Genomic DNA, 15,752 nt, shown 5'->3' on the forward strand with positions numbered 1-15,752 from the left:
AGTCGATAATGGTTGGGTGGTTGTCGATCTGGTTGCTGCCGAGTTGGAAGCGTTGCACGAGCGGATTTCTGGTCGGTTCATCCGGTCGGAGCCACGGTCTCGGGTCCGGGAGTATGTCGCGGGTTTGGTTGCGGGTCTGGAACGCAAGAACGGGTGGACACTGGCCGAGCGGGCCGGCGAGATGAGCCCGGACGGGATGCAACGGTTGCTGCGGCGGGCGGACTGGGACGTCGACGGGGTCCGTGACGACGTCCGCGATTACGTGGTCGAACGCCTCGGTGATTCGGCCGGGGTGTTGATCGTCGACCTATGCCGAGTCGGTAACTATGCCGAGGTGCAGCTGGGGTGATGTGAACTACCGTCCCGTGGTGGGCTTCTGGCTGACGTGCGAGGTCTGCGGGTCGGCATTATTGCAGGCCTTCCAGGAATGCCAGCAGGGCGTCGTTGGGGCGGTAGCGCCCAGGGGGCGTGGCTGTTGGGGCGGTGAGTTCTAGCGCCCGCTGTTTGATGGTCATGTCGGCGTGGAGATAGACGCTCGTCGAGCGGATGTCGTTGTGGCCCAGCCAGAGCGCGATGACCGCAGTATCCACGCCGGCGTGGAGTAGCGACATGGCGCAGCTGTGGCGCAGAACGTGGGGGCACTGATGGCGCTCGCTGAAAATGCTCAGTTCTGCTTACCGAAAGTGCACACCCGTGTGGCTCCGCCGATGAGGGCGGGTCTCCTTCGATGCTGGTGGTCTCTGACCACGCACCAGCGATTCGAAGGAGACCCGCAATCTCATGCTGACATGGGAGGAAGACGTGGAAGTACACGCACTGCACAAACAGGGCTGGACGATCTCGGCGATCGCCCGACACACCGGACGCAACCGCCGCACCATCCGCAACTACATCAACGGCGTCACCACGCCAGGTGTCCGTAAACCCGCACGTGAAGACCCGTTCGAGCCGTTCATCGAGTACGTCACCTGCCGTCTGGCCGAGGACCCGCACCTGTGGGCCCGCACCCTGTGCGACGAGCTCGAAGAGCTCGGGTACCGGCTGTCGTATCCGACGCTGACCCGGCAGATCCGCGACCGCAAACTCCGCCCGGTGTGCGGGGCCTGCGCGAACGCCACCGACCGGGTGAACGCGATGATCGACCATCCGCCCGGCGAGGAAACTCAGTGGGACTGGGTCGATCTGCCGAATCCACCCGCCTCCTGGGGATGGGGCGGGATGGCGCACCTGCTGGTCGGCTCCCTGGCGCATTCGGGGCGCTGGCGCGGGATCCTGGCACCGGCGATGACCCAACCGCACCTGGTCGACGGCCTCGACCGGGTCAGCCGCCGGCTCGGCGGCGTGACGCGGGTGTGGCGGTTCGATCGGATGGCCACCGTCTGCCATCCCGAGTCGGGCCGGGTGACCGCGAGCTTCGCCGGCGTCGCGAAGCACTACGGCGTCTCGGTGGCGATCTGCCCACCTAAAGCCGGGAACCGCAAAGGTGTGGTCGAGAAGGCGAATCATACCGCCGCGCAACGATGGTGGCGCACCCTGCCGGACGACGTCACCGTCGAGCAGGCCCAACAACGCGTGGACGAGTTCTGCCGACTGCGGGGTGACACTCGGATGCGGGCCACCGCCAACGGCAAGGCGTCGGTGGCGACGGTGGCGGCCGCCGAACCGTTGACCGCGCTGCCGGCTACGCCGTATCCGGCGATCCTCACCGAACCCCGGACCGCATCGCGGCAGGCGCTGGTGTCCTACCGCGGCAACCGGTACTCGGTGCCCCCGGAGCTGGCGTCGGCGCAGGTCACCGTCACCCAAGTCCTCGGATCGGAGGTGATCGACATCGTCACCACTGCGCAGATCACCATCGCCCGCCACCGCCTCGCCCCGGACGGCGCCGGAGTCACGGTCCGCGACCACGGCCATGTCTACGCGCTCGAGCAAGTGGCCATGGCGGCCGCCGGCTCCGCCGGTCGCCCGCACCGCCGGAAGGAACGGATCCCACCCGGACCGCCGCGCTCGAGGCCGCGGACATGTTGCGCCGCAACACCACCGGAACCACCAGTGCGGTCGAACCCTCGGCTGCAACGGCCTCGACGGTCATCGACCTGTCCACCTACGAGCGGGCCGCCCGCGGAAGGAACACCCTCGCATGACCACCACCCCGAAACCTGATGCGGTGCCGGCGCCGAGCACCGCCGAGGCGGCCAGCCTCTACCAACGCCTGCGCGGCCATCTGGCCGTGCTCAAACTCCACGACGCCGCCCAAGCCCTGCCCGCGGTCCTCGACCGCGCCCAACAGAACAACCTGTCGATGACCGCCACCCTGGAGGAGTTGCTCTCGATCGAGGTCGAGGCGACCGAGGCCCGCCGACTCGCCGGGCGATTGCGGTTTGCGTGCCTGCCGACACCGGCGTCGCTCGAGGACTTCGACTTCGACGCCGCCGCGGGCCTCGACCGGAGGCTGATCGCCGAGCTCGAGACCTGCCGCTATCTCGAAACCGCGACGAACCTGCTGCTTATCGGCCCGCCTGGGGTCGGCAAGACACACCTGGCGGTCGGGCTGGCGCGGGCCGCGGTGCACGCCGGCTACCGCACCTACTTCACCACTGCCGCGGACCTCGCCGCCCGCTGTCATCGGGCCGCGATCGAGGGCCGGTGGGCGACGACGATGCGGTTCTTCGCCGGCCCACCCTGCTGGTCGTCGATGAACTGGGCTATCTCCCATTGCCAGGCGAGGCGGCGTCGGCGTTGTTTCAGGTTGTCACGCAACGGTATTTGAAGACATCGATCATCATGACGACAAACCGCAGTGTCGGCGAGTGGGGTCAGGTCCTCGGTGACACCACGGTCGCCGCGGCCATGCTCGACCGGCTACTGCACCGGTCCGTGGTGCTCAATCTGGACGGGGACTCCTACCGCCTTCGTGATCATCACGCCCGCTCCGAAAACCTTCGCAAAGCCACCACCACACCCCGCCAACCGCTACAGTAATCACCGCTCACAGGTGGGCACTTTCACCGAGCATGTCTGAGCACTTTCGCCGAGCGTCATCAGCACAGCTTGTCCGCGCGGATCGATGGGCATTGTTGGGCGGCGGTGACGGCGTGTTCGTGGACGAGGCGTTGAACGGCGTCGGCGCTCAGGCGCCGTCCCGTGCGGGTAGGAAATAGCGGCTGGTCGGGTTGGCCGGCGCGCTCGGCCATCCACACGCGAACAACGGATTGGGTAGCGGTGGTCAACGGAACGGCCCGGTGCTTGCGGCCTTTGCCGACGCATCGGACATTCGCGCCGGCACCGAGAGTGATATCTGCGCAGACCAGGGCGGTCAGCTCGGAGAGACGAAGACCAGTCTGGAGTGCCACCAGCAGCAGCGCGCGATCGCGGCGACCTTCCCATCGGGTCCGGTCGGGTGCGGCGACCAAGGCGTCGATCTCTGCAGCGGTGAGGAACGATACGAGCTGCTTGTCGAACCGCTTGGCGGGGATGGCAAGGACTCGCTGGATCAGCTCGGCGTGCTCAGGGTGTCGCAGTGCCGCGTAGGTGAACAGCGATCGGATCGCGGTCAGTCGCAGGTTGCGCGTTCTCGGGCTGTTGTTACGGTCGGTTTCGAGGTGATCGAGAAACGCGCCGATCGTCTCGGCGTCGAGGTCGTCCCAACACAGGTCGCTGGGCTTCGTGCCGGATGTCTCTTGCACGAACACGAACAGCAGCTTGAGCGAATCCCGATAGGAGGCGATCGTGCGCGGGCTGACCCGGCGTTGTCTGGCCAGGCGGTCGGTGAAGAAGCTCTGCAGGGTGGGGGCGATTGGACTCATCGGCCCATCACCTCCCGCGACAGCTCGAGCCGAGCGGCGGCCAATGCGAGTAGTTCAGGCTGTGCGGAGAAATACCAGTAGGTCGACCGCGGATCTCGATGCCCCAGGTAGGTCGACAGGGTCTGCAATTGGGCTTCGACGTCCACGCCCGCTCGATACCACTCGAGTAGGGTGCGCACCGCGAATGTGTGACGTAGGTCGTGAATTCGTGGTGGATGTTCGGCTCCGGTGCCGATTCCGGCATCGTCGCAGAGCCGCCGGAAGGTCAGCTGGACGTGCTGGTAGATCATTCTGGTGCCTGCCATCGAGACGAAGAAGCTCTGGGCGGTGGTCTGCGGGCAGATCCAATCGCGGGTCCGGGTGTATCGGTCGAGCGCGGTGAGGGTGGACGCGTGCACGGGAACCAGTCTGGTTTTTCCAAACTTCGACTGGCGGATCGTCAATACCGCATCGGCCCAGTCGATATCGCCGCGACCGAGCCGGATCGCTTCCCCTACCCGCATTCCGGTTGCCACCAGCAGCCCGATCAACGTTTCGTGGGTGGCCGCGGGCAGCGGCCAGTGCAAACGCCGCGCCCCGGCCATCAAAGTGTCGATGTCGGTCGGGCTGTAAATGTACGGCGGCCGCCACCGTCGCCGATTCGAAAGGAGCCCCGGTGGCGGCACCTCGGTGCGGGTGTCGATTCCGGCCATGTAGCGGGCGAAGCTGCGGGCGACGGTCATCCGCCTTGGCCCGACAGTGGTGTTCGGGTCGACGTCGGGCCCCTGCGCCCAGGCGAGGGCCGCTGCGACGGTGATCGTGGGGGTGCCAGTGGCATCGAGGTAGGCGACGAACCGCGGCAGCTGGCGGTGGTATGCAGCCAGGTCGTGGCCCAGACTGTTACGCAGCCGTAGGTAGTCTTCGGCAGCGTCGGCCAGGGCGCTCATCGCGCACCTCCGGGCCAAGGTGCAGCGATCGTCCGCAAGGTGTCGAAGTCGACCTTCGCGTAGATGGCCGTCGTGGCAAGGTCGCGATGCCGCAACACCTGGCTCACCTCGACGAGTGTGGCTCCCCGCCGCAACATCTCCGTTGCCAGCGAATGCCGTAGCCGGTGCGCGCCCACACGGGGCAGGCCGGCGCGATCACAGGCGCGATGGGTGACGTCGCTGACCAGGCCCGGTGTGATCGCACGCCTCGGCGCCTTGCATGTCACGAAGATCTGGTGGAGTCTCACCTCCGGACGGGCCTGCGCCAAGTACGCGGCCAACGCCTCGCCGACGTCGCGTGGCAAAGGCATGCCGTCCTCGCGAGATGCCTTTCCCCTCAGTACGATTTGCCCGGTTCGCCAGTCGATGTCGCTCAGCTCCAGTCGCGCCACTTCCACTGACCGCAAGCCCAGTCGGGCGACCAGCGTGAGTATTGCGAAGTCTCGGATGCCCGTGGGGTCGGTCCGGTCGCAGGTGTCGAGTAGCCGCTGCACGTCCGCAGCAGCGATTGCCTTGGGAACGCCCGTGTCGTGCCAGCCGGCGACCGGCGGCAAGGCCGTGGCAAGCGGCTGTGGCGTCAGGCCGGCCAGATACAGAAACTTCAGCAGCGACCGCAGCTCCGCCACACGCCCCTTGGTCGAGCCGACGCTGAGGCGGCCGCTTTCCCGCAACAGAAACGCCACAACGTCTGCCCCGGTGAGGCTTCCGACCCAGCCACTGTCCTCGGTTACCCGCTGCGACAAGAACGAGCGCGCCAATTTCGCGTAACGCACAACCGTCGCATCCGCCAATCTCCGATCGGCGACGAGCCAACTACGATAGTGCGCCACCAGCTCCTCGACCGGTGTGACCGGCGCGGCGGCCCCGACCAGCACACCCACGTGTTCCAGATAATTCAGTAGGGGATCCAACCCACGCGGCCCCGGCGCGCAATGCATTCCGGCGTCGCGGCACGCACTGCGGAACTCTGCCACCACGACCCGGTCGAGGCCCTCTGGAGCGAGATCTCGCACATCCATCCACCGGCCGAGATCGCCCGCGATGGCCAGCATGTTCACAACCGAGCCCCGCGTGTATCCCAGCCCCAACAGCCACGTCCGATAGCCCTCGATAAAGGGCCCCATCCGGCCAGGCTTCCTTCTCGTGCTCGTGCGGGTCATGACCCGCCTCCATTCCCGGAGCGCCGTGCTCCGACAAAAGAAGCGTCAACCCGCCGACGAGACTATGCCGACCCGTTCGAGCGTTCATCATCCAGACCGCCACTCCCGGCACGGCGGATCACATCACCCCAGCCGCACCTCGGCATAGTTACCGACTCGGCATAGGTCGACGATCAACACCCCGGCCGAATCACCGAGGCGTTCGACCACGTAATCGCGGACGTCGTCACGGACCCCGTCGACGTCCCAGTCCGCCCGCCGCAGCAACCGTTGCATCCCGTCCGGGCTCATCTCGCCGGCCCGCTCGGCCAGTGTCCACCCGTTCTTGCGTTCCAGACCCGCAACCAAACCCGCGACATACTCCTGGACCCGAGACCGTGGCTCCGACCGGATGAACCGACCAGAAATCCGCTCGTGCAACGCTTCCAACTCGGCAGCAACCAGATCGACAACCACCCAACCATTATCGACTACCTGTCAAGCAAGTGCCGTTGCAGTACTAATCGTTGCGTCGGTAATCATCGGCCTCTTCCCGCGCTTCCTACTCGATGTGATTGAACCGTCCTCCCGCGCCCTTCTCCTTCTGCTGGATCGCTGACATGGGCGAGATGACCGGAGGGATGGGCACAGAACTCCTCCTCTTGCTGCCCGAAGCGCTTCTCGCGGCGTTCGCAGTCGCGGGTTTACTCCTCGGCTCATTCCTGCCTCGAAACCTCCAATGGGTTGTCCGAACGTTCGCCGCCGTTGGTGTCCTCTCCGCGTTGGTGGCCACCTTGACGGCCTGGGGCAAGGATCCGACGACGGTGTTCGACGCCAGCTACGCCATCGACTCGGCGACCAATGCGACGCGCATCATCGTCACGGTATCCGCGCTGGTGGTCCTCGCGCTCTCGGCCCCCCGAGACCCGAAACAACACACGGGAATCCGAGTTCGTGGTCCTACTCCTACTTGGGGGTCTCGGCGCTGTCCTGCTTTCCGGGACCAGCGACCTGATGCTCCTCGTCGGCGCATATCTGCTTGCCAGTGTTCCGTTGTACGCGCTCACCGGCTTCGCAAAAGATCCCGCCGGGACCGAAGCGGCCATGAATTATTACCTCCTCGGTGCACTGTTCGGCCCACGATGCTGTTCGGCCCACGATGCTGTTCGGCGCAACCATCGTGTTCGGGATCGGCGGCGCCACCGCGTACCACGCCCTCGCGGAGACTGCGTCCGCTGCGCCGCGAGGCGCATTTGCGATCGGGGCAGTCGCGCTACTGGCCGGTCTACTGTTCAAGGCCGGCGCGGTACCAACCCATTTCTGGGTGCTCGACGTGACAGAGGGTGCGCGCCCAGCCGTCGCTGCGTTCGTCACCACAGTGCCCAAGGTCGGTGCGGTGGTAGCGACCTACCGGCTAGCGGCCACACTCCTCGATGGGACAGAGTTGAATTAGCCTCTGCTGATCGCCGTGATCGCGGCCGCCACGATGACTCTCGGCAATCTCGCGGCGTTCTTCCAGACGAACGTCAGGCGACTGCTCGCTTACTCGACAATTAGTCAGGTCGGCTATCTACTCTCATCGCGGTGGCGGCCGAGGGGCGCAGCGACCTCGCCTTGCCCAGCGTCTTGCTCTACCTTGCGGCCTATGCGGTCACGAACCTCGGCGCGTTCGCGGTGGTCTGCGCCCTGCCGCAACTGAAGATACTGAGCGACTACCGGGGTCTACTACGTCGATACCCCTGGCTCGCCGTCAGCCTGGTGGTGTGCCTGCTCGGGGGCTTGTCGGCACTCCCCCCACGGGGCTATTCGCAGGGAAGCTCACGGTCTTCACTGCTGCCTTCGACGCTGGTCTCGGCTGGCTGGTGGTACTGGCCGCGGTAAACACAGTGGCAAGTTCGTTCTACTACCTGAGGTGGATCGTGCCCGCGCTGGGAGGCGGCCCGGATATCTCCGAAACACCCGGCCGACCGCAGCGTACGGCGGTCTGCGCCCTTGCCGCGGTATCGGTGTTACTCGGAGTTCTCTCGGGACCAATTCTCGCCGTATTCGGTGGGCCGCTGGCCGCACGCTGACCCTCTACACGGCGCCTATCTTCGACTGTCCTTCCGGGCGTGCCTCGGCACCGAAGCACTAGTCCTACGGTTCTGCTGCAAGACGCTCGGTCGGTTCGTCGATCGACCCGGCTCCGAGTCCGCGTCGATAAGAGAATCCCGCAGGTCTAGATCGAACACTGGATGACCCACACGCAGAGTGTGCATGAGTTTGTCGTAGATAGGTGTCTGAGTCAACAGATCCGCCTCCTCCGATCGGCCATCCTTGGGAAGAGTTTCCACTCATTCCGCGGGCACTCTACCAGCGCCTACTAAGACCGTTAGTAGTTGGGTGCACCGTCCGCGGTCTTGCCAGGGAAGTCCGCTTAGTCCCGCGCCGCTCCACAGTCGCGGCGCGGGAGACACAAGATGCGCGGGGGGACGGATGGCCGGACACCGTTTCCTAGGAACCCGGAGGTTGCAGTGCACGTCCGGCGGCTGTCCATGCCTTCATCCCGCCGCTCAACTCGATAAGGTTCGAGTACCCCGTCGACGTGAGGGTTCCGGCTGCGACTGCGCTCATGCGTCCGGTCATGCAGTAGATGGCGATCGGTGTACTCCGATCATTGGGCAGTTCGGTGGCGCGCTGGCTGAGCTGGTCAAAAGGTATCCACACATCCGTGCCAGCGATCGATCCCTCGTCCGGGGTGTGGACATTGATGACGAACACGTCGGCAGCTGCGACTGCGTCGGCGAACTCGGAAACTCCAACTTGTCGGACGGCCGGCCCTTGGTCAGCCGTCGCGCCGGTCGGGGGCTCGGACCCGCAGCCGACGACAACCAGCAATACCATGATCAGCAGCGTCACAAAGGAAGCGCCCACATCGATCGGGAGCATCCCCCTGCCGGACCGACAGGGCGTGCGCGCAGAGCCGGGTGGTGGCAGTCCCAGTAAGGGCACCGACGACCGCATGTCCCAATCGCCTCCTTCGGCGCGTCAGGTGGGGCGCATCCGTGTTGTTGTGGATACGGCCATACCGGATTGAGCTTTTCGCACATCCTCCCCACATACTATGCAACATAGTAGTTGGGTATCGTGGTACGAGGAGGATATGTTGTGGCAGATAGCGCGCATCTAGGAAGTCGCGGGGAAGCGCCATACACAGATGCTGATCGTCGGGCGCGGCGCCTCCGAACCTGGGGATGGCTGACCCTAGGGGCCGGAATTCTGATGGGGTCGGCCCACCTCATCGCCCACCGGGGTCGTCTGGAATTCCTTTCGACTACCGGCTGGGAAGACGTCGCGCTGGGCTACCCCATGGCAGCTGCAGTGTCGTTCGCCGGCTTCGCCATGATCAGGACCCGCACGACCTGAACACGAAGCATCGCCCCAGCCTCCGGAAGCGATACCCGCACAGCTACAGCAGCAAGCACGAAATCCAGGCCATAGCTCCGAGAAGACCGGCAACGGGCACAGCTGGCAGGGCGATCGCGGTGCCGCTCGCCAGCAGAGCCCGTACCAGGCGGACCGGGGCGCCGTGACGGTACGGGTGGCACGAGAGTCGGTCGAGACGCAATTCCGTCCCGTCGCAGGCCATCCCCAACGCTTGCGCCGGAACCGAATGCGACTGCAGGTTTCTGAGTGCTCGGCACACCGAATCCCGGCCATGTGAACTAGCCGCGGATGCATCCGCCTCGATCTCTACGAGTAGACGAACCAGCGCCGGCGAAGTCCGCATGATCGGCAACCACGGCAAGGCAAAGGCCATGGACTCGGCGAAACCCACAAGCAGATGGTGCCGGCCACGGATGTGCGCATGCTCATGGGCCAGTACCGCGGCCACAGCAGCGGGATCCAGATGCGACCGCAATCCAGTGCTCACCACCACAAGCGGCGGCCGCCCTGCCACGCTGTAGGCAAGCGGTTTGTCAAACGGTAACCACAGCGTCGAAGCCGTCGCCGCCGTGCCGTCGAGGATACGAACAAGGGCGATATGTGTTTCATGGAGTACACGACGCTCACGTAACGATCGTGTGAGATGAATTGTCCACCGCCCAGCTGCGGTGAGCAGCACCAAGATGCCGAGCGCACCGATCGTGGTTTCGAGTGCCGCAGGCGCATCGTTATGGAGCTTGAGCCAGCACTGGTGGACGACGTCCGCAATCGAAGACGCACCCCCGTGACTGGGGACAAGGCTCAGCGTCACCGGAACGACAATGCTGATGAGAGTGCCGAACACAAGTGCTGCCCAAGTGACGAGCGCGACCTGTGAATCGACACCTCGACGAATTGCGGTCGACAGAAGACGTGGCGCGATCATGGCCACAATCAACCCGCCTGCGGCCCACAGCAGAAGAGCTGTCACTTCTTCTTCTTTTTTCCTCGCTCGCGCAGCCCCCGGGCGAGAATCTTCGATTCATTGTCGGACGTACCCCGCGCAAAGTGAAGGAGCACGCCAGTAGGGTCGCCGGTCGAATCGAGCAATGAACGTAACGCGTCAGCCGCCGCTTCTTCGCGACTGCGAGCCGCCTGGTAGCGATACGCCCGACCGACACGTTCCCGATGGACCCAATCCTTTCGATGAAGATTGTCGAGCACCGTCATCACAGTCGTGTAGGCGGGCTCTCGATCGTCATCGAGCCCATCGATCACGTCACGCACCCGCAAAGCGTCGCTGGAACGCCACAAGACGTCCATAACGAGAGCCTCTAGCTCACCCAAACCCTGCATTCTTCCTCCTGCCGTGACCACCTTAGTCGCCGCATCCGTCCAGAGCGGAACATTCCCCTGCCGCGGCGGCCGGCGAACCCTCATTGCATCGGGGTGGATCCGGCTCAGAAGACGTTTGGGAGCCCGTCCCCTTCCACTGGGCGATCATTGCAGGCGCCGATGAGGCATGTCTTGCACGCTGGCTGACGCCGAGGTGACGATCCCTACCGCCACCGTAAGGCCTTTCCGCACCCGCGCCCGCGCCTCAAATTTGTGCAACTCGACGAGACGGGCCGAGGCTCTCGCAGTCACTACGAGGGATGGGAGTTGACTGTGGGGCTCGTGAAGCCTGCACCGATCCCCACACCGACACCGCATCCTGAGCATCGGCTCAAATACTTTGATCTTCGCGACGAAACCGAAGCATCTCGTCGACGACGTCGACCACTTCAGCAGGGACCTCGCACACGAGACCGGCGAAAGATATTCCGCCGGGCCCATTCAGTCACGAAACTCCGTGACGCCGCGAATCTCCAGCAGGGCACTTGGATGCGCGGTCAACGGACTGGCAGCGAGGAGCAGTGCAGCGTGCGGGGAGTCGGCAATCATGATGATGTCACCGCCAGCAGCGTAGATGGCGTGATCATGCATCTGCCCGTGCCGGTCCACGTCGAAGGTCATCGTCCGATTATCGTCGTCGACGAAGAGCGCTCTTCGTGCACCGATTCCGACTCCCGGCGGCGTTTCCGGTGGCGCGAAGCATACGAATCGCCACCCCAACATCAACAGATCAGCGAACGGGTAGTTGGCCAGAAACCCGCCCCGCCCGTCCGTCATCATGTCTTGCATATCGACTCGGTTGCCTGCGGGTCCGCGTCGCCGATCCGGCGGAATGCTGCCACGCCCCGGGCCGGGGCGGTCCCCGCCTGCATCGGATGGCTCGTACGGGAACGGCGCCGGCCCCTTTGATGAGGGGCGGAAAGGCTCGACGGCACGTGCCACCGCGTCGACGCTCACAATGAGTCGTTGTGGGGTGCTTTCCCATTCACACAAAATCAATGGCCCGAGCCGATGAACTGGAACTCGTGAACCATCGGCGAGGGCCGCGGAAACGGCGGCAGGCCTCTCGAGGGCACTGATCAGCAGCCACCATGTCGGATCAGGTCTGTCACCAGGACAAACTTGCTGTTTCAGTACGTAGGGAAAAAAGTCTGGGTCGCTTGAACGGAAGGCCGACGTTGTACCCCAATACACGCTACAGGCGTCGGACGCGGATCCGATCTGAGCGGTGCCGTCATCGCACCACTGTGCGATCAGCCCTGATCGAGGCAATGACAACGAGTAGGTCGGCATATGGCACCTTCATCATCGGCTGCGCGAGTGCGAGTCTTCATCATAATTCGGTGTACCCCGAGTCAGCTGATTCCTCCGCTCAGACAGTTGAAGGGGTACGTGGCGGGTGGTGGCTGTCCCACTGACGAGTCCTTGGACAGTTCGCTCACGGATCAGGGTCGACGACCCCGGACCTGCTGGAAGGAAAGGTATCGACCACGAAGCAGCGCCGGACTCGCGCATCGGTGCCATTCTCCAGCCGGAGTAAGCGTTGCATCACCTCCGGTGCGGCGCGGCCACGTTCTGACCGCTCGCCCAGTGCGGCGAAAGGCGCCGAGGGCCGGGGTAACCTTCCATGTCCGTTGTGGAGTTTGGGTTTCAGTCTCGTGTCGATCTGGGGGAGCACCCCCAAAACTCGCGCGGACAGTGTCGTATGGGTTCCTCGACGAGCACTTCCCGTGCCGAGCCGTCCCGACCTTCTACTTCGGGACCGCCACGCGCGTGAGGGGTCTGGCCGGAGAACTCACTTCGTATTCGACAAAGTAGGTGTTACCCCCTCGCCGGTAGACCTGGATGTCCGTAACATTCGAATTCGAGGTGGTTTGCTGTGGCCACTCTTGGGTTGGTAGACGTAACGATGATCTTTCGGATGGTGGCCGACCTGACGGCGGTCCTTCACTTCACCTTTCTCGCCTTCGTCGTCGTCGGTGGCTTCCTCGCTTGGCGATGGCCCCGCCTCATCCTGTTGCATGCATTAGCCGTCGTATGGGGCTTCAGTACAGTCCTGACTGGGCTCGGGTGTCCGCTCACTTACCTGGAAAATTGGGCTCGCCGAAACGCCGGTGACGCCGAGTTGCCATCGACCGGATTCATTGACTACTACCTGACCGGTGTTATCTACCCCGAGAATGCCGTCGCCCTGGTACGGGCGCTCGTACTGTGTGCCGTTTTGACCTCTTGGTTGGGGTTCGCACTGCAACGACGACGCCATGTTGCCGCAATGTCCAGGCCCGCGACGTGGCAGAACCCTCACTGAGAATTTCCGAGTGAGCCGCCAAGGTGGGCACCGGTGTGCGGCCGCCTTGTCCTGTCCGTGCATGACCGGATAACCACAAGACGATGTGGTCTTTCGAAGCGGCGCCGACGAAGCGCCGGACTACCTCCACCGCTTAGACCGTATGTCGTGACTGCTCGCAGATTGGAGTGGTTGCTGGTCGGGACCTCGCTCATGCAACCTCGTGGGTTACCGAGCGTGTTTCCGTGCTCGGCCTTTCCGAGTGTGAGGAGGCCCCAGCGTTTTGTGAGCGCACGAGTGTTGGGCTGGATGTGCATGCCCGCTCGGTCGTCGCGGCGGCGATCGATGAACAGACTGGAGAGGTGTTCGAGGCACGGTTTATGTCCTCGCACACCGAGGTGCTCGAGTGTTCGGCGAACTTCCGGGCCCGTGTGCGGTGGTGTACGAGTCCGGGCCGACTGGGTTCGGATTGGCTCGCGCGCTGAACGGGGGTGGAGCAGAGGGCTTCGTCGAAGCTGCACCGCCCGGCTGGCGATCGAGCGAAGACCGTCGCGCGAGATGCCTTGCACCTGGCTCTGCGGGCCGATGGGGACCTCACCCGTGCCGCCGGCACCCCTCACCGGCGATCCCCGGTTGGCGAACGCGACCACCGGCACCATCCGGCGCACCATCGTCTCGGTCCCCGCCCGGATCGCGTCCTCGGCCCGACGCCTGAGACTTCACCTACCCACAAATTGGCCGTAAGAAACAGCCTGGGACACCCTGTTCGACAGAACTCTCAGCCCCAATCACCCGATCATCGCCAAATACGCACCCCACCCGCCGGCCTCCATGTGAAAGACTCCGTGGAAGACCCGACACCAGAGGTGGGACGATCAACCACGCTCAGAGCCCGTCCTGTGTCGCACAACGAAACTCGCCGCGACCACATCAGAGAATCGGTGCATTCGGGTTTAAGCCTGACTGCAGATGAGCTGCCAGCGCACTCACTCTTGGACACCCGATATCCGTCAGGGTTGGAGGCCAGCGAGCGCTAGAGGAGTCGGGTCACATATGGAGTCATCCCGCTCCAACGTACCGGCGAAACCTTCACTACGTCACCCGACTCGGGGGCTTCGAGCATCTGATCGTTCCCGAGGTACAAGGCCTCATGCTCGCTGCCGTTGGGACCGTAGAAGATCAGGTCACCGCGTTTCATCTGAGATGTCGGAAACTGGGTCCCCGCGGTGTATTGGTATCCAGAGTAGTGCGGGAGGGAGATTCCCACCCCGGCAAAGGCATACAGAATCAGGCCCGAGCAGTCGAAGCCGGGGTTCATGTAGTCACCGAAGCTATCCGCGACTCCGCCGTCACGGATACCGACGGTGGGCCCCTTTGCGTTCCCGCCGCCCCAGGAGTAGCGCACTCCCAGTTGTGACATCGCACGGTCTATTACCGTCTCGATGGCTGCGCTGCCTGTGGGCGTTTCCGCGCCGGTGTCAGGTCCTTCATCAGCAGGACCTGAGGGGTCGTCCGACGTACTTCTACCGGCCCGGTCGGTGGATGCAGTGGTTTCGCTGTCAGCGGCGGTGTCGTCTTCCGCAGGGTCGCTGACCTGTGTGTGCGGTCTTTCCTGATCGGCGATCTTCGCCGCCCGCTCCTGCGCTATCCGGTTGGCTGCGACCCGTGCAGCCGCCTCCGATGCCGCCTGTTGCGCCACTGTTGCGGCGGCCGCAGCAGCAGCTTCCTCCGCCTGACGCTGGATGTCCCATTGGCCATACACCTGGCGTTGATCCTGCAATCCCACGACGCTGCTTCTCGCGGCGTCGAGTTGGGCCTGCGCCGAATCTCGTTCCTCGATGATTTCGGCCTGTTGGCTGGTTGCTGATTGTTGAGCGGTAACCGCCTGCTCTATGGCATCCTGCGCCTGGGACTTCTTCTCCTCTGCGGCGGCCGCAGCGGCGTCGGCTGCCTGCTTGGCAGCCCGCGCCGATGAATCCCGGTTCGCCTGTGTGGTTCGAGCGCGTTGGAGATCTTCCATAACAGCGGTGCGCTTGTCCACAATTACGCGGAGCAAATCAGCACGAGCCAAGATGTCATCAGGTCCGCTCGAACCGAGAAGGGTGGTGAGCGCGCCTGCCGTTCCCTGCCGGTAGCTGGCAGCGGCGAACTCGTCGAACTGCTGCTGTGCCTGGTCAATTGTCGCCGTCGCGGCAACGACGTTACTGCGGGCGGCGCCCACAGCGGCTGTAGCAACCTCGACTTCGTCACGTGCATCCTGCAGGTCTACGAGCGCCTTGTTGACCTCCTCGCGTTTGATCGCGACATGGGAAGCTATCCCCTCGAGGCGTTGGTTCGCCGAGGCGACCTGGTTAATCAGATCACCTACCTGCTCCAGACGTTGGCCCACCTGGTCGTTGGCGTACTGGAGGTCGGAATCGCTAGGGTTCGGCGGTGGTGGTGGGATGCCCACGGCGACACCAGGAAGAGAGATGACTGTCGCTCCGACGAGTACGAAACCGAACAATAGCCGGGCCGAACGGGCACGCCCCAGGCCGGGTTGACGTCGCTGCCCCACGGCATCCTCCCTCCGCCTATGCCACCTCGTTCGATCCCCACATTTCTGCCAACTCCATGTCATGCCCTAAATGCCGTGGACGGCGAGCATCCTCGGACGACTAGGGCACAACAGGTCATGTACTAAGAACGATAGTAGATAATTACCACTCATCCGCCCCATATGACAAATAACGACACATGACTCACTTCCGCACCA

The 15,752-nt window shown here is 64.1% G+C and carries 10 protein-coding genes and 8 pseudogenes; 8 read left to right on the top strand and 10 right to left on the bottom strand.

Features of this window, described 5'->3' with window-relative positions:
* Positions 1-16: 16 nt before the first annotated feature.
* Positions 17-307, top strand: a pseudogene (locus CBI38_RS36390) (transposase); the annotation flags it as partial.
* 100 nt (positions 308-407) lie between these two features.
* Here CBI38_RS36390 and CBI38_RS36395 read toward each other — a convergent pair.
* Positions 408-638, bottom strand: a pseudogene (locus CBI38_RS36395) (tyrosine-type recombinase/integrase); the annotation flags it as partial.
* A 142-nt stretch (positions 639-780) separates the two neighbouring features.
* Here CBI38_RS36395 and CBI38_RS36400 point away from each other — a divergent pair.
* Together CBI38_RS36400 and istB are read left to right on the top strand one after the other, a co-directional pair.
* Positions 781-2,144, top strand: a pseudogene (locus CBI38_RS36400) (IS21/IS408/IS1162 family transposase).
* A pseudogene (gene istB / locus CBI38_RS36405) lies at positions 2,141-2,982 on the top strand (IS21-like element helper ATPase IstB). The pseudogenes CBI38_RS36400 and istB overlap by 4 nt, the downstream one beginning before the upstream one ends.
* A gap of 59 nt (positions 2,983-3,041) precedes the next feature.
* Here istB and CBI38_RS36410 read toward each other — a convergent pair.
* The 4 genes and pseudogenes from CBI38_RS36410 to CBI38_RS36425 form a co-directional block, all read right to left on the bottom strand.
* Positions 3,042-3,806, bottom strand: coding sequence for a tyrosine-type recombinase/integrase (locus CBI38_RS36410; RefSeq protein WP_109336255.1), 765 nt, complete (start codon positions 3,804-3,806; stop codon positions 3,042-3,044).
* Entirely contained in the window at positions 3,803-4,732 is a 930-nt protein-coding gene (locus CBI38_RS36415; protein WP_109336256.1) for a tyrosine-type recombinase/integrase, read from the bottom strand. Before CBI38_RS36415 ends, CBI38_RS36410 begins: the two co-directional genes overlap by 4 nt.
* Positions 4,729-5,931 carry a site-specific integrase gene (locus tag CBI38_RS36420; RefSeq protein WP_109336257.1) on the bottom strand — a complete coding sequence of 401 codons (1,203 nt, stop codon included), beginning with the start codon at positions 5,929-5,931 and terminating at the stop codon, positions 4,729-4,731. Before CBI38_RS36420 ends, CBI38_RS36415 begins: the two co-directional genes overlap by 4 nt.
* Positions 5,932-6,096: 165 nt before the next feature.
* Positions 6,097-6,387: pseudogene (locus tag CBI38_RS36425) on the bottom strand (transposase); the annotation flags it as partial.
* 164 nt (positions 6,388-6,551) lie between these two features.
* Between CBI38_RS36425 and CBI38_RS36430 the strand changes: the two are divergent.
* Positions 6,552-7,982, top strand: a pseudogene (locus tag CBI38_RS36430) (NADH-quinone oxidoreductase subunit N).
* Between the two features lie 421 nt (positions 7,983-8,403).
* On the opposite strand, the gene CBI38_RS36435 reads toward CBI38_RS36430, so the two are convergent.
* Positions 8,404-8,793, bottom strand: coding sequence for a rhodanese-like domain-containing protein (locus tag CBI38_RS36435; RefSeq protein ID WP_230990448.1), 390 nt, complete (start codon positions 8,791-8,793; stop codon positions 8,404-8,406).
* Positions 8,794-9,171: 378 nt separating this feature from the next.
* On the opposite strand from CBI38_RS36435, the gene CBI38_RS38235 reads away from it, so the two are divergent.
* The gene (locus CBI38_RS38235; RefSeq protein WP_162603421.1) at positions 9,172-9,315 is read left to right on the top strand and encodes a hypothetical protein; all 144 of its coding nucleotides are present in this window, start codon (positions 9,172-9,174) and stop codon (positions 9,313-9,315) included.
* Between the two features lie 43 nt (positions 9,316-9,358).
* Here the strand turns inward: CBI38_RS38235 and CBI38_RS36440 are convergent, their stop codons facing one another.
* The 3 genes from CBI38_RS36440 to CBI38_RS38695 all read right to left on the bottom strand — a co-directional run bounded on the left by CBI38_RS36440 (position 9,359) and on the right by CBI38_RS38695 (position 11,490).
* Positions 9,359-10,306, bottom strand: coding sequence for a M56 family metallopeptidase (locus CBI38_RS36440; protein WP_109336259.1), 948 nt, complete (start codon positions 10,304-10,306; stop codon positions 9,359-9,361).
* On the bottom strand, positions 10,303-10,671 hold the full coding sequence (locus CBI38_RS36445; RefSeq protein ID WP_109336260.1) for a BlaI/MecI/CopY family transcriptional regulator: 369 nt from the start codon (positions 10,669-10,671) through the stop codon (positions 10,303-10,305). The genes CBI38_RS36440 and CBI38_RS36445 overlap by 4 nt, the downstream gene beginning before the upstream one ends.
* A 480-nt stretch (positions 10,672-11,151) precedes the next feature.
* Complete coding sequence (locus CBI38_RS38695; RefSeq protein WP_204165061.1) at positions 11,152-11,490, bottom strand: hypothetical protein; 339 nt, start codon at positions 11,488-11,490, stop codon at positions 11,152-11,154.
* Positions 11,491-12,619: 1,129 nt separating this feature from the next.
* Between CBI38_RS38695 and CBI38_RS36460 the strand changes: the two genes are divergently transcribed.
* The 3 genes and pseudogenes from CBI38_RS36460 to CBI38_RS39940 all read left to right on the top strand — a co-directional run.
* Complete coding sequence (locus CBI38_RS36460; protein WP_109336369.1) at positions 12,620-13,018, top strand: DUF2784 domain-containing protein; 399 nt, start codon at positions 12,620-12,622, stop codon at positions 13,016-13,018.
* 224 nt (positions 13,019-13,242) lie between these two features.
* Positions 13,243-13,572, top strand: a pseudogene (locus CBI38_RS39935) (hypothetical protein); the annotation flags it as partial.
* Positions 13,573-13,587: 15 nt separating this feature from the next.
* A pseudogene (locus tag CBI38_RS39940) lies at positions 13,588-13,741 on the top strand (IS1380 family transposase); the annotation flags it as partial.
* A 289-nt stretch (positions 13,742-14,030) separates the two neighbouring features.
* On the opposite strand, the gene CBI38_RS36470 reads toward CBI38_RS39940, so the two are convergent.
* Positions 14,031-15,554 (bottom strand): NlpC/P60 family protein, encoded by a 1,524-nt coding sequence (locus CBI38_RS36470; RefSeq protein ID WP_230990449.1) that lies wholly within the window; start codon positions 15,552-15,554, stop codon positions 14,031-14,033.
* Between the last annotated feature and the right edge of the window lie 198 nt (positions 15,555-15,752).

This window comes from Rhodococcus oxybenzonivorans (assembly GCF_003130705.1).
GTDB lineage: Bacteria > Actinomycetota > Actinomycetes > Mycobacteriales > Mycobacteriaceae > Rhodococcus_F > Rhodococcus_F oxybenzonivorans.

Excerpts from the sequence above, each read along its gene's own strand:
- CBI38_RS36415 (WP_109336256.1), bottom strand. The coding sequence starts at position 4,732 with ATGAGCGCCCTGGCCGACGCTGCCGAAGACTACCTACGGCTGCGTAAC.
- CBI38_RS36420 (WP_109336257.1), bottom strand. The coding sequence starts at position 5,931 with ATGACCCGCACGAGCACGAGAAGGAAGCCTGGCCGGATGGGGCCCTTT.
- CBI38_RS36435 (WP_230990448.1), bottom strand. The coding sequence starts at position 8,793 with ATGGTATTGCTGGTTGTCGTCGGCTGCGGGTCCGAGCCCCCGACCGGC.
- CBI38_RS36460 (WP_109336369.1), top strand. The coding sequence starts at position 12,620 with ATGATCTTTCGGATGGTGGCCGACCTGACGGCGGTCCTTCACTTCACC.
- CBI38_RS38235 (WP_162603421.1), top strand. The coding sequence starts at position 9,172 with ATGGGGTCGGCCCACCTCATCGCCCACCGGGGTCGTCTGGAATTCCTT.
- CBI38_RS36410 (WP_109336255.1), bottom strand. The coding sequence starts at position 3,806 with ATGAGTCCAATCGCCCCCACCCTGCAGAGCTTCTTCACCGACCGCCTG.
- CBI38_RS36445 (WP_109336260.1), bottom strand. The coding sequence starts at position 10,671 with ATGCAGGGTTTGGGTGAGCTAGAGGCTCTCGTTATGGACGTCTTGTGG.
- CBI38_RS38695 (WP_204165061.1), bottom strand. The coding sequence starts at position 11,490 with ATGATGACGGACGGGCGGGGCGGGTTTCTGGCCAACTACCCGTTCGCT.